The sequence below is a fragment of the Sphingopyxis sp. JAI108 genome (genome assembly GCF_013410105.1).
Taxonomy (GTDB): Bacteria; Pseudomonadota; Alphaproteobacteria; order Sphingomonadales; family Sphingomonadaceae; genus Sphingopyxis; species Sphingopyxis chilensis.
In genome coordinates, this window is sequence record NZ_JACCCJ010000001.1 from 2,180,137 (window position 1) to 2,192,528 (window position 12,392).

At 67.6% G+C, this 12,392-nt stretch carries 13 protein-coding genes; 4 read left to right on the plus strand and 9 right to left on the minus strand.

Going from position 1 to position 12,392, the window contains the following annotated elements; all coding sequences use genetic code 11:
- Position 1 precedes the first annotated feature (1 nt).
- The 5 genes from trbJ to trbB are packed head-to-tail and all read right to left on the minus strand — an operon-like array spanning position 2 to position 4,728.
- A complete protein-coding gene (gene trbJ, locus HDC29_RS10470; RefSeq protein ID WP_179496906.1) occupies positions 2–712 on the minus strand; it encodes a P-type conjugative transfer protein TrbJ in 711 nt (236 codons plus the stop codon).
- Positions 709–3,153: a conjugal transfer protein TrbE gene (trbE, locus tag HDC29_RS10475; RefSeq protein WP_179496908.1), complete on the minus strand. Its 2,445-nt coding sequence runs from the start codon at positions 3,151–3,153 to the stop codon at positions 709–711. Before trbE ends, trbJ begins: the two co-directional genes overlap by 4 nt.
- Entirely contained in the window at positions 3,150–3,419 is a 270-nt protein-coding gene (locus tag HDC29_RS10480) for a VirB3 family type IV secretion system protein (protein WP_179496910.1), read from the minus strand. The genes trbE and HDC29_RS10480 overlap by 4 nt, the downstream gene beginning before the upstream one ends.
- Positions 3,419–3,751 (minus strand): TrbC/VirB2 family protein, encoded by a 333-nt coding sequence (locus HDC29_RS10485; protein WP_179496912.1) that lies wholly within the window; start codon positions 3,749–3,751, stop codon positions 3,419–3,421. The genes HDC29_RS10480 and HDC29_RS10485 overlap by 1 nt, the downstream gene beginning before the upstream one ends.
- 2 nt (positions 3,752–3,753) lie before the next feature.
- Entirely contained in the window at positions 3,754–4,728 is a 975-nt protein-coding gene (gene trbB, locus HDC29_RS10490; protein WP_373562783.1) for a P-type conjugative transfer ATPase TrbB, read from the minus strand.
- Between the two features lie 218 nt (positions 4,729–4,946).
- Here trbB and HDC29_RS10495 point away from each other — a divergent pair, with 218 nt between their 5' ends.
- The 4 genes from HDC29_RS10495 (at position 4,947) to HDC29_RS10510 (ending at position 7,301) form a co-directional block, all read left to right on the plus strand.
- A complete protein-coding gene (locus HDC29_RS10495) occupies positions 4,947–5,465 on the plus strand; it encodes a helix-turn-helix transcriptional regulator (protein WP_179496916.1) in 519 nt (172 codons plus the stop codon).
- Positions 5,466–5,521: 56 nt separating this feature from the next.
- On the plus strand, positions 5,522–5,851 hold the full coding sequence (locus HDC29_RS10500; protein ID WP_179496918.1) for a hypothetical protein: 330 nt from the start codon (positions 5,522–5,524) through the stop codon (positions 5,849–5,851).
- Positions 5,852–5,892: 41 nt separating this feature from the next.
- A complete protein-coding gene (locus HDC29_RS10505; protein ID WP_179496920.1) occupies positions 5,893–6,366 on the plus strand; it encodes a hypothetical protein in 474 nt (157 codons plus the stop codon).
- A 71-nt stretch (positions 6,367–6,437) separates the two neighbouring features.
- A complete protein-coding gene (locus tag HDC29_RS10510) occupies positions 6,438–7,301 on the plus strand; it encodes a JAB domain-containing protein (protein WP_179496922.1) in 864 nt (287 codons plus the stop codon).
- On the opposite strand, the gene HDC29_RS10515 is transcribed toward HDC29_RS10510, so the two are convergent.
- The 4 genes from HDC29_RS10515 to HDC29_RS10530 all read right to left on the minus strand — a co-directional run bounded on the left by HDC29_RS10515 (position 7,277) and on the right by HDC29_RS10530 (position 12,391).
- On the minus strand, positions 7,277–7,717 hold the full coding sequence (locus HDC29_RS10515; protein ID WP_179496924.1) for a CopG family transcriptional regulator: 441 nt from the start codon (positions 7,715–7,717) through the stop codon (positions 7,277–7,279). The two genes, HDC29_RS10510 and HDC29_RS10515, sit on opposite strands and share 25 nt — an antisense overlap.
- Complete coding sequence (locus HDC29_RS10520; protein WP_179496926.1) at positions 7,714–9,687, minus strand: conjugal transfer protein TraG; 1,974 nt, start codon at positions 9,685–9,687, stop codon at positions 7,714–7,716. The genes HDC29_RS10515 and HDC29_RS10520 overlap by 4 nt, the downstream gene beginning before the upstream one ends.
- A 12-nt stretch (positions 9,688–9,699) precedes the next feature.
- Complete coding sequence (locus HDC29_RS10525; protein ID WP_179496928.1) at positions 9,700–11,445, minus strand: DUF3363 domain-containing protein; 1,746 nt, start codon at positions 11,443–11,445, stop codon at positions 9,700–9,702.
- 223 nt (positions 11,446–11,668) lie between these two features.
- Positions 11,669–12,391 (minus strand): transglycosylase SLT domain-containing protein, encoded by a 723-nt coding sequence (locus HDC29_RS10530; protein ID WP_373562784.1) that lies wholly within the window; start codon positions 12,389–12,391, stop codon positions 11,669–11,671.
- Position 12,392 lies beyond the last annotated feature (1 nt).

Here is a 12,392-nt window from a genome sequence, read left to right on the forward strand (position 1 = left end):
CTCAATTGCCGCCGCGGAACCGGCGGAAGCGCTCGCGGCCCTCGGCCTCGGCTGCCGCACTCCGCGCTGCGTCGAGCATCTGGGCACGGCCCTGCGCCGCGACCACCGCGGCGAGGTCGGCGAGCTGGCGCGCTTGCACGGCGAGGATCTGATTGCCCGCCTGCGCGACCTGCAGCGCGCCGGTCGCCGACTGGCTGGCGCCGACGAGGATGCCGAGCGACTGCTTCGTGCCGCCGATATTGCCGACGATCCCTGCCTGGACCTTCATCGCGTCCTCGAACGCGGCAACGCTGTCCTGCCAGCGCGCGTCGGCATTGGCGACCATCGCGGCCTGCGGCCCAGTGAGCGCCGCGCCCTTGTAGCGGGCACCGAAGCTCGCCTTGATGTCGGTGACATCATAGGCGATGCGCTGCGCCTCGCCGAGCAGCGCGCGCGTCTCTTCGACCTGCGCCTGCAGCTCGCCCAGCGTCGAGACCGGCAGGCTGGTGAGGTTGCGCGCCTCGTTCATCAGCGAGGTCGCCTGGTTCTGGAGCTGCTTGATCTGGTTGTTGATCTGCTCGAGCGTGCGCGCGGCGGTGAGGATATTCTGCGAATAGTTGCGCGGATCGTGGACGATGCCGCCCACCTGCGCCTGCGCCGGCGCGGCAACCATCGCAGCGGGAAGCGCGGCGCCGACGAAAAGCAGCGACGCGGTAAGAACGGGGTATTTCATGCGGGGGACTCCTCGGGGTTCGGGGCGGACTGGTCGGGAAGCAGCTCGGCCGCCCATTCGAGCTTTCGGTGGTGAAGCCAGGCCGCGGCGAAGCCGGCAGCGCCATGCGCTTCGAAGAGCTCGCCGATGCAGATCTGGTCGGCCTTCGAGGAGGCGGCCGTGAAGGCGAGCGCGATCTCGCCGAGGCCGAGTTCGAAGAGCCGGTTGCCGCGGCGGGTCTGGCAATAATAGTCGCGCTTCGGCGCCGCTCTTCCCAATATCTCGATCTGCCGGTCGTTGAGACCGAAGCGTTCGTAGATGCGGGCGATCTGGGGCTCGGTGGCGCGCTCGTTGGGGAGGAATATCCGGGTCGGACAGCTCTCGATGATCGCGGGGGCAATATTCGAGGTCTCGATGTCGGCAAGGCTCTGGGTCGCGAAGACGACGCTCGCATTCTTCTTGCGGAGCGTTTTCAGCCATTCGCGCAGCTGCGCCGCGAACGCCGGGCTGTCGAGCACCAGCCAGCCCTCGTCGATAATGATGAGGGTGGGCGATCCGTCGAGGCGGCCTGCGACGCGGTGGAACAGATAGGAGAGCACGGGCCCCGCCGACCCGGCACCGACCAGGCCCTCGGTCTCGAACGCCTGCACGCGGGCGCTGCCGAGCCTTTCCACGTCGGCATCGAGAAGGCGGCCCCAAGGCCCCCCGATGCAAAAGGGTGCAAGCGCCAGCTTCAGCGGGTGCGATTGCAATAGGACCGCGAGTCCGGTCAGCGTGCGTTCGCCGACGGGCGCGGTCGCGAGCGAGGTCAGCGCCGACCAGATATGCTCCTTCGCCGCGGGATCGATCGCCACTCCCTCGCCCTTCAGCAGCGCCGCGAGCCATTCGGCGGCCCAGCTGCGCTCGGCGGGCTCGTCGATCCGCGCGAGCGGCTGAAGCGCGACGCTGCCTTCGCCCCCGTCGAGCGCGCCGCCGAGATCCTGCCAGTCGCCGCCCATCGCGAGCGCCGCCGCGCGGATCGAGCCGCCGAAGTCGAAAGCGAAGATCTGCGCGCCGGGGTAGCGCCGGAACTGCAATGCCATGGCGGCGAGCAGCACCGATTTGCCGGCGCCGGTCGGGCCGACGACGAGGCAGTGCCCGACGTCGCCGACATGCAATGCGAAGCGGAACGGGGTCGAGCCTTCGGTCTTGCCGTAAAGCAAGGGGGCATCACCGAAATGCTCGTCCCGTTCCGCCCCCGCCCACACCGCGGAGAGGGGAATGATGTGGGCGAGGTTGAGGGTCGAAATCGGCGGTTGGCGGACGTTCGCATAGACATGGCCCGGCAGGCTGCCGAGCCAGGCCTCGATCGCGTTCATGCCTTCCGCCGTGCAGGTGAAATCGCGGCCCTGGATAATCTTCTCGGCGAGGCGGAGCTTCTCCGCCGCGATCCCGGCATCGCGGTCCCAGACGGTGAGCGTCGTCGTGACATAGGCGACGCCCGCCTCGTCGGCGCCGAGCTCCTGCAGCGCGAGATCCGCGTCGGCCGCCTTGTTCGACGCGTCGCTGTCCATGAGGACCGACTGCTCGTTGGTCATGACCTCTTTCAGAATCGCCGCGATCGATTTGCGCTTCGCGAACCATTGCCGCCGGATCCGCGTCAGCAGTTTCGCGGCGTCGGTCTTGTCGAGCATGATTGCGCGCGTCGACCAGCGGTAGGCGAAGGCCTGCGCATTGAGATCGTCGAGGATCCCCGGCCAAGTCGCGCTCGGAAAGCCCGAGATGGTGAGCGTGCGGATATGATGCGCGCCGAGCCGCGGCTCGAGACCGCCCGCAAGCGGTTCGTCGGCGAGCAAGGCGTCGAGATAGACGGGGGTCTCGGGGACGCGGGCCTTCTGGCGCCGCGTCGACACCGTCGAATGGAGATAGGTCAGCGTTTCGGCGTCGGTGAGCCATGCCGCCTCGGGCACGAAACCCTCGACCAGCTGGAGAAGCCGGCCCGACCGGTCGACGAAGCTCTTCAGATGATCGCGCGGATCGACCCCGTCGCCCGCCATGCCCTCGTAAAGCCAGCGCTCGGCGCGCGACACCTCTTCGGCGGGCGGCATCCACAGCAGGGTGAGGAAATAGAAGCTCTCGAAATGCGCGCCTTCCTCGCGAAACTGTTCGCGGCGTTCGAGGTCGACGAGCGCCGAGACCGGGTCGGGGAAGACCGATTGGGGATAATCGCTCGCTGCTATGCGCTGCGCCTCGACGAACACGGCCCAGCCCGAGCCGAGGCGCCGCAGCGCGCCATTGAGCCGCGCGGTGACCGAGACCAGTTCGGCGGGCGTCGCGCTTTCAAGGTCGGGTCCGCGAAAGCGCGCGGTGCGCTGCAGCGATCCATCCTTGTTGAGCACGACGCCCTCCGCCACGAGCGCGGCCCAGGGCAGGAAATCGGCAAGGCAGGCGGACTTCGAGCGATATTCGGCAAGGTTCATCATGGCCGCATCCAGACGGGATATTTGAGGTGACGCCGGGCAACATCGAAGAACTGCGGGTCGCGCCGCGCCGCCCAGACCGAAAGCGCGTGGCCGATCGCCCAGATCGCGAGCCCCGCGAGCCAGAGCCTGAGGCCAAGCCCGATCGCGCCGGCGAGCGTGCCATTGACGATTGCGAGGCTGCGCGGCGCGCCGCCGAGCAGGATAGGCTCGGCCAGCGCCCGGTGGACCGGAGCGAAGAAGCCCGGCACCTCCCCTTCCCGGCTCATCAGACGAGCGCTCCGCCGCCGAAGGAGAAGAAGGAAAGGAAGAAGCTCGAGGCGGCGAAGGCGATCGACAGGCCGAACACGATCTGCACGAGCCGGCGAAAGCCGCCCGACGTGTCGCCGAAGGCGAGGCTGAGTCCGGTGACGATGATGATGATCACCGCGACGATCTTCGCGACCGGACCCTCGATGCTTTCGAGGATCGACTGGAGGGGTGCTTCCCACGGCATCGACGAGCCGCCGGCGGCGGCGGGCGTCGCTACCGTGAGGGCCACGACGACGGCAGTTGAGGCACACGCCATACGGCGTGCGGCACAGGCAGCGACTTTGATCATGACTATTCTCCTTCGCGGGGTCTGAGGGTTGTGAGGCGATATTCGCCGGTCGCAGGATCGAGCCCCGACACCCGGCAAAGCTCGGCGAGGCGCCTCCCGGCGCCGTCGCGCACGAGCACGGCGACGAGGCCGATCGTCTCGGCGAGCAGCGCGCGCGGGACAGTGACGACGGCTTCCTGGATCAGCTGTTCCATCCGGCGCAGCGCCCCGAGCGCCGAGCCCGCATGGATCGTGCCGATCCCGCCGGGATGGCCGGTGCCCCAGGCTTTCAGGAGGTCGAGCGCCTCGGCGCCGCGCACCTCACCGATAGGGATTCGATCGGGCCGCAGCCGGAGCGAGGAACGGACGAGGTCCGAGAGCGAGGCCACGCCGTCCTTGGTCCGCATCGCGACCAGATTGGGCGACGCGCACTGGAGCTCGCGCGTATCTTCGATGAGGACGATGCGATCGGAGGATTTTGCCACCTCGGCGAGCAGCGCGTTGGTAAGCGTCGTCTTGCCGGTGCCGGTGCCACCGGCGACGAGGATATTGGCGCGGTCGGCCACGGCCCGGCGGAGCGCCTCGGCATCGGCTGCAAGCATGATCCCGGCGGAAACATAATCGGCGAGCGTGAAGATCGCGACGGCGGGCTTGCGAATCGCGAAAGCCGGGGCCGCGACGACAGGCGGAAGCAGGCCTTCGAAGCGCTCGCCGGTTTCGGGCAGCTCGGCCGAAACGCGCGGTGCACCGGAATGAACCTCCACGCCCACATGATGCGCCACGAGCCTGATGATGCGCTCGCCATCGGCTGGCGCGAGGAGGACGCCGCTATCGGCAAGACCGGCGCCGAGCCGGTCCACCCACAGGCGACCATCGGGATTGAGCATGACCTCGATGACCGCAGGGTCGGCGAGCCATTCGGCTATCGCCCCGCCGAGCGCGGTGCGCAGCATCCTCGCGCTGCGTCCCTCCCCTTCGTTTCGATCGTTCGCGCCCATTGGGACCCCGCCTGCTCGTCCGGGCAACGGCGCCCGGCTCGACGGGGACGAGTAAGAGACGCAGAAATATCCGCCTCGCAACAGGCATTTGACCGCTTCCAACTCGGTCGGGCAATTACCAGCTCGGTCAAAGTCAACTTTGCTCGCGGGCCCGCCCGCCGGCCCGCGACTCAGCCGTCAATGCTTGCGCCGAGGCTCATTTTGACAAGAGTGTAAGAATGAATGATTCGGGGTCGCACCCAGACAAGGACGCGGAACGTTGGAACCGGCTGACCGGGAAGCAGCGCGCGTGCCTCGACCTCGTGATCGAACACAAGACCTCGAAAGAGATCGCGCGAATTCTTGATATCTCCAAGCATAGCGTCGATCAGCGCCTCGCGACGGCGCGCGATGTCCTTGGCGCGAGCGACCGCAACGAGGCCGCCTTCATCTATCGCCGCCTTCGCGAAACCTACGATCCGATGACATATGATCCGGTGGGTATTCCCCCGCCGCCCAAACTGGTGCCATCCGACTTCCCGAACGGCAGCCCGCCCAACTTGATGGAATTGCACGACAGTTCTGACGAATTGGGCAAGCCCTCGGGCAAGGCGTGGTCGTTCGGGGATTTGTGGAGACGCGATCATAGCTCCGAGGCACGGATCTGGATTTACCTCGCTGGCTTCGGACTTGTCGTCCTGATCGCGCTTGGCGGTCTGGGCATAGCGCAAGCGCTCGATCGGCTGCTCTCCAACTGATCTTCAATGACAGGCGCAAGCGACCGAGGCCGCCGGGTTTCGGCGAAGGAGAATTTATGTCCCAGATAATGACTGCCATGACCGCAAGGCTCGAGCGCGACGTCCCGCTCGCGGAGGGGAGCATCGACGACGCGCTGATCGCCGTGTCGTCGCTCCTGACGAGCGTCGTCACCGCCCGCCGGGCGACCGGCGTGCCGCCGACGACCGGCCAGCGCACGATTATCCGGCTCGCCAACGCGCAGCTGTCGCTCGTCAAGGTCAGCGGCGACATCCACCGTGCGCATGGCGAGCTTGCCGACATCGGCCAGGAAAAGGCGGGCTATGATCTTCGCGAATGTCCCGCGCAGGCGGCTGCCGGGGCTACTCCGATCGCATCGGCCGCGTAAGGTGAATTGACCGGGGGCAATCGGCATGAATAGTGGCGAGCATGCGCATCGCGATTTTCGCCGCTATCTTGCTGATTGCCCTCCTTTATGCCGCCTGGCGTGGCGGCGCGCCGGAACGGACGATGGTCGCTATCGCGGTGATCATTGTGGTGTGGGACCGGCTCATGGTCGCCTTTGGCACCATGGTCTATCACTTGCTCGATATTGGCTATCTCGCGCTCGATCTCTTTGGCGCGGTCGCGACCTTCATCCTCGCGATGACCGCGCTGCGCTTCTGGCCCCTCATCGCCGCGATCCTTCATGCGATACCGCTCCTTGGCCATCTCAGCCGGGCGATCGATGTGGCGATGTCGCCGATGGCCTATCTTACCATGCAGGTCGCCGCGTCGTGGTGCCTTCCCCCTCTCCTCATCCTGGCAACTTGGCATCATCAGAAAAGGCTGAAGCTCGACGGCAGCGATCCGCCCTGGCGGACTTCATTGCGCTCGTCGCCCCTGCCGATGGGGAGCGACTAGCCAGCGCACTCCTCGCCGAATTCCACTCCCTCGCGCGGGCGAGGTCGCAGACCCGCGAAGCGCTCGAACGCGTGGTCGGGCCGGGCTCGCCCGTCGCCGCCCTGCTGCATCTTTCACACGAACTGCAGATCGAAGGCTACGCCGAGAATCTCCGCCACATCGCGATCGACCCATTTGCGCCAGCGCTGCGAAAATATCTTATCGCGTCGATGGGCGCGCTCCCCGATGAACATCTGCGCGTGCTCTTTCTCGACGGCGCGCAGCGGTTGATCGCTGACGAGCAATTGCAACACGGCTCGCTCGCCCAGCTTTCGATCTATCCGCGAACGATCTTCCGCCGCGCGCTAGAGCTGAACGCGGCGGGGCTCATCCTCGTCCACAATCATCCGAGCGGCGATGCGACACCGAGCGAGGAGGATATCCATGCCACGCGAATGCTCGACCAGATTGGCCGCGGGCTCGACGTCCGCCTGGTCGATCATATCGTCGTCACGGAGACTCATGCCCATCATATCGTGAACGGCGATCGAGGCGGTCGCAGGCAAAATCCGTCATCGCTAACGCTCCGAACACCCGCGAGGGAACCGTTAGCCGACCTCCATGAGACCGCGCTCGCCAACGCCCGCATCGCCGCCCGCCGCCGGCTACTGCGCCAGCAGCTTTTCGGCGCGCCGGAGTTGTTCGGTGACCCGTCATGGGAAATGCTCATCGACCTCTTCATCCACCAGGCCGAGGGCAAGGATCTCTCGATCACAGCGCTCTGCATCCCGGTCGGCCTGCCGCTCAGCAGCGCACTCCGCCTCGTGCAGAAGCTTTGCGATGCGGGCATCTTGCGCCGGCTTCGCGACCCGATCGACGGCCGCCGCAGCATCATCCGCCTCGAACCGGCATCCTGGCACCGCCTTTGCGCCTATTTCGGCGCGGGCGACGTCTGAGCTTCGCCCGGCAGGTCGCGCGACAGCTCTGAACCGAACCGCGGCCCCGCCTCCATCCGCCGGGCAAGGGCATCGACAAAGGATTCCCACCGCCTCTTGCCGTTCGCCTGCGCCGCGGAAAGCGCGGCTTCGGGAAGCGACGGGCTGCTCGTGAGCCAGTGCCGGACGAACAGCGCGAGCGTCTCGGCGCCAAGTTCGCCCTGCCATTCGATGCGGTCGAGCTGGCGCGCGATCCGGTCGAGCCTTCGCGTCACCATCGCCTCGATCCGTTCTTCGTGATCGGGGGTAAGAAGCGATGCGAGCGCCGCTTCGACCACCTCGGTACGCGTCAGTCGTCGCTGCCGCGCGCGCTCGGCGACGAGCTCGACGAGCGCCGCATCAAGCCGGTAGGTCTGCTTGACCGTCCCGCCCCTCAAAGCTCGATCCCGTCGTCGGGATCGAGCGAGGCCGCACGCGCACACCGCGCCATACGCCGGTCCGCCGCGCTGCGAAGCCAGGCGGCATCGCCTTGCACATCCTCTTCGCCGAAGTCGAACTCACCGATCGCGGGTGGCGGCGGCGGGGCGATATCCTCGTGGAGCGGGAGATCGGGCTCCTGCCGAATGCCGCCATTGGCCGCGCCATCGTCGGCGAGTGCGTCTTCCGCGCAGGCGACTGATTGAGCAGCAATCACCGGATCGTTCCATTCGTCGGGGCGCGCTGCCGATGGCGGAGCAACGGCAGGCGGCGGTAACAGCCGGCGCATGAATCGCCGGTCGGTATAATATCGCGCCTTGCCGGCCCGGATCGGCGGCAACCCGGATGCCATGACGATCTCCTCGTCGCTTGGAAGCTGCATAACCTCGCCTGGCGTCAACAAGGCTCGCGCGGTCTCGGTGCGCGACACCATGAGGTGTCCGAGCCAGGGCGAGAGGCGGTGGCCGGCATAATTCTTCATCGCCCGCTGTTCGGTAGCAGTGCCGAGCGCATCGGAAATCCGCTTCGCGGTCCGCTCGTCGTTCGTCGCGAAGCTCACCCGGACATGGCAATTGTCGAGAATGGCATTGCTCTGCCCATAGGCCTTTTCGATCTGGTTCAGCGACTGCGCGATGAGAAAGGCCTTGATGCCGTAGCCCGCCATGAAAGCGAGCGCGCTCTCGAAGAAATCGAGACGCCCAAGCGCCGGAAACTCGTCGAGCATCAGCAGCAGGCGCCGTTCGCGTGTCGGCGGGTTCAATTCCTCCGTCAGCCGCCGCCCGATCTGGTTGAGGATGAGGCGGATGAGTGGCTTGGTCCGGCTGATGTCGCCCGGCGGGACCACGAGATAAAGCGACACGGGCGCTGCGCCGCCGACAAGGTCGGTGATCCGCCAGTCCGAGCGGCCGGTCACGGCGGCGATCACCGGATCGCGGTAAAGGCCGAGAAAGGACATGGCGGTCGACAGCACGCCCGAGCGTTCATTCTCGCTCTTGTTGAGAAGCTCCTGCGCGGCCGCCGCGACGACGGGATGCGGCGCCGACCCAAGATGCCGCGCCGTCTTCATCCGGTGCAGCGTCGCCTCGATCGGGCGTCGCGGATCCGACAGGAAGGCCGCGACCCCGGCAAGCGTCTTGTTCTCTTCGGCATAAAGGACATGAAGGATGGCGCCGACGAGCAGCGCGTGGCTCGTCTTCTCCCAGTGGTTGCGCTTCTCGAGACTGCCTTCGGGATCGACGAGGACATCGGCGACATTCTGCACGTCGCGCACTTCCCATTCGCCGCGCCGGACTTCGAGCAGCGGATTATAGGCCGCGGAGCGCGAATTGGTCGGATCGAACAGCAGCACACGGCCGTGCCGGGCGCGGAAGCCTGCGGTCAGTTGCCAATTCTCGCCCTTGATGTCGTGGACGATGCAGCTCCCGGGCCAGGTGAGAAGCGTCGGGATGACGAGACCCACCCCCTTTCCCGATCGCGTCGGCGCGAAGCAGAGCACATGCTCGGCGCCATCGTGGCGCAGATAACGCCCGGCAAGGCGCCCCAGGATGACGCCCTGCTCGCCTAGCATATTCGCCTTGCGGATCTCGCGCACGCTCGCCCAGCGCGCCGAGCCATAGGTCTCGGCGCGCCTTCGCTCGCGCGCGCGCCACACCGAGAGGCCGATCGCCATAATGATCGAGAGAAAGCCGCCCGATGCGGCGATTGCCGCGCCGCGGTAGAAGATCGGCGGCGCATAGGCGTCATAGGCAAACCACCACCAGAAGAAGGCGGGCGGCGGATAGACGGGATAGCCACGAAGATGGAACCATGGCGGCCCGAGCGCGGCCTGATAGCCGAGCGCGCCCGCGGTCCATTGCGTGGCGCCCCAGACGCCTGCGGTCACGATCGCGAGAATGAGGAGGACCTGCCCCCAGAGGATCTTGTCGTTCATCGCTTCGTCCTTTCAGATACCAAGTCCGCGACCGCGCCCAAGCGACCAGTCGATGCCGCTGGCGCCGTTCACCGATCCTGCAAGATGCTTGCCGAGATGCCGATCGAGCGCGGGTCGCCAGGGCACGAGCTGGAAGCCGAGGCCATCGTCGATCATCGCGAAGCGGCCCGACGCGAGGGTGACGCGCTCGCGGTAGATGCCGCCGACCGCCTCGCCCGGAGCGGCGGCGCGATGCGAAAGGCCGGTTCGCGCCGCGATCGCCGCAGCCGCCTCGCCAAGCTCGCGCCGGCGCAGCGTGTCGATTAGGCCGGGCGCAGGAACGAGCCTGCCTCCGGTCCGGCGGAGCAGGCCTTCGCCCTCGAGCCATTCCGATCGTGCGTCCATCGCCCGCCCGACCTCGGCCCCAAAGCCCGCGGCGGCGACGTTCTTGTCGCCGCCGACGATCCGGCGGTCGAGCCAGGTCGCTCCCCCCGCAGAGATTTGCGCAGCGAGCGGCAGGTCCGAGCGGACGGCCAGCGACGTCCGCTCCGTGCCGTCGCGTCCCTCCCAGCGGCGGAGCTCGACGATCGCGCCGGGCGCCGCGTCGCCTGTCCATTCGAGATCGGCGAAGCGGATATGATGGGTGCGCCCGTCGATGCCGTCGACAATCGCGAAGGCAGTGCCGGCGAGTTCGTCGTCGAGCCCTCGCGCGACGAGCCGGCCCGTTAGGGACACGGCGCTCCCGCCATCGTCGATCGCGATCGCGCCCGCATCGAACGCGAGGCGCTGGCCGACCATTTCGCGGTGGATGCGCTTGATGATGTCGCCGCGCGCTGCAAGGCCGCGCAGTACGGTTTCGGCACCCGGATCGATGATGAAGAGGCCCCGACCGACGCGCGAGGCCAGTCCCATCCTCTCGAGCACATCGGCGCGTCCGACGAGGTGCCGGTCGCTTCCAGGAGCACCCGCCGCGGGACGAAGATCGACCGTCCCCGTCGCATCGGCGCGCGCGCGGAGCGCCGCGTCGAGACCCGTCCAGCGTTCGGCATCGACTTCGCGCGCGTGCGCGGTATCGATGGCCCGTTCGGTGCGCGGCCCGAGTTCGAGCGTCGCGATCTCGGACGCCCGGCCGCGTATGCCTTCCGCGACATAGGCGCGGTCGATGACGAGGTCGGCGCCGTCCGCGTCTACGCCGCGGACGAGGATATGGATGTGCGGATTGTCGGTGTTCCAATGATCGACCGCCACCCAGTCGAGCGGGGTTCCGAGATCGGCTTCGAGCTGCCGCATGAGATCCCGCGTATAGGTGCTGAGGTCGCCGAGCTCGGCTGCATCCTCGGGACTGACGATGAACCGGAAATGGTGCCGGTCGTCCGCGCAGCGCTCGGTAAAGGCGGCGCGATCGGCATCGTCGCCGCGGGCATCGAACATCGAGGCCGCGCGCCCGTCGCGCGTCACGCCGTCGCGCTCGAGATAGGCGACATGGCGTCCGAGCGGCGCGGCACGAAAGCGGGGCCCCTTATGGCGTACAATCCGCGCCATGACGGTCACGCGCCGCATGGAAGGGCCGCGGCGGATCGCCGCCAGCGCCAGTCTGCCGCGGCCGTGACGCCCCGTGCCCCCGCTGCGGCGGCCGCCGGGACGCGAGCGGGTATAGCCCGACCGCGCGGCCGCGCGCTTCACCTGCGCGGCGAGCTTCTTGGCGCGCCGCCCCGATCCCGCACCGGCATCGCGTCCCCGTCCCGGCCGCACCCGGAAATCATGCTCGTCGCGGCTCATGAGGCGTGAGCCTGACGATATCCACCTGAAATCACACGATAAAGATGCCGAGCGTATGGCTCGCCCAAGGGGATGCCGTACAAGAAAACCCTGCAAGACCAACCACATACCGCCAGCAAGCTGGCAGGTCTTTTATCTTGCCATCCCCCCGTTTCTTCCAATGCCAACCGCCTGCCTCTGCCATCGGGCCTTGCGACCGGGCGACAAGGTCCCGCGCGTGCGATCATTGGTCGCGACCGGAAAGCGGTACGAAGAGCGGCGACGGATGCCGCACGGGCGGAGACGGCGGTGCGTCGGCCACGCGGTCGCCGCGCAGCGGAGCTGCAGCGGCGGCGGAGTCCGGGATGCGCTCAGGCTGCTGCGCAAAGAGCGAAGCGTCGCGCCAGGAGGGCACCGGGCGTGTCGGCGCGGGAGCAAGCGAAGCGACGCTCGAGGCGCCGATCGCCGGCGCGATCGCGGCGACATAAGCGACGGTTTCAGCGGGCAGGCCCCGCCGTCCCGCCGCATAGGCGTCGGCGCGGCCGGGTCCGGCATTATAACCGGCGAGCATCAGGCGGACGTCGCCATAGCGGTCCCACATGGCGCGCAGATAGGCCGCGCCGGCGAAGATATTGGCGCGGACATCGAACGGGTCGGAACCGAGGCGATGGCGCGCGGTCAGCATCGCCCAGGTCGCGGGCATGACCTGCATCAGCCCCATCGCGCCGGCGTGCGAGACCGCGCGCGGATCGCCGCGGCTCTCGACATGCATCACGCGCCATATCCAGGCCTCGGGTATGCCGAAGCGCAGCGAGGCTTCCGCAACGGGGCCTGCATAGGCGGCAGCGCCAGGCGAAGCCGGCGCAGCCGCCGCGCCGTGGGCGAGATGCATCTGCGCAGCGAGCAGCAGCAGGACGGCGGCGATGCGGGCGGCGCGGAAGCGCGCCGAGCGAGCCGAATGACGCACG

What these genes read in the sequence shown, in the direction of transcription:
- trbJ (WP_179496906.1), bottom strand. Translation starts at nt 712, where the DNA reads ATGAAATACCCCGTTCTTACCGCGTCGCTGCTTTTCGTCGGCGCCGCG.
- trbE (WP_179496908.1), bottom strand. Translation starts at nt 3,153, where the DNA reads ATGATGAACCTTGCCGAATATCGCTCGAAGTCCGCCTGCCTTGCCGAT.
- HDC29_RS10480 (WP_179496910.1), bottom strand. Translation starts at nt 3,419, where the DNA reads ATGAGCCGGGAAGGGGAGGTGCCGGGCTTCTTCGCTCCGGTCCACCGG.
- HDC29_RS10485 (WP_179496912.1), bottom strand. Translation starts at nt 3,751, where the DNA reads ATGATCAAAGTCGCTGCCTGTGCCGCACGCCGTATGGCGTGTGCCTCA.
- trbB (WP_373562783.1), bottom strand. Translation starts at nt 4,728, where the DNA reads ATGGGCGCGAACGATCGAAACGAAGGGGAGGGACGCAGCGCGAGGATG.
- HDC29_RS10495 (WP_179496916.1), top strand. Translation starts at nt 4,947, where the DNA reads ATGAATGATTCGGGGTCGCACCCAGACAAGGACGCGGAACGTTGGAAC.
- HDC29_RS10500 (WP_179496918.1), top strand. Translation starts at nt 5,522, where the DNA reads ATGTCCCAGATAATGACTGCCATGACCGCAAGGCTCGAGCGCGACGTC.
- HDC29_RS10505 (WP_179496920.1), top strand. Translation starts at nt 5,893, where the DNA reads ATGCGCATCGCGATTTTCGCCGCTATCTTGCTGATTGCCCTCCTTTAT.
- HDC29_RS10520 (WP_179496926.1), bottom strand. Translation starts at nt 9,687, where the DNA reads ATGAACGACAAGATCCTCTGGGGGCAGGTCCTCCTCATTCTCGCGATC.
- HDC29_RS10525 (WP_179496928.1), bottom strand. Translation starts at nt 11,445, where the DNA reads ATGAGCCGCGACGAGCATGATTTCCGGGTGCGGCCGGGACGGGGACGC.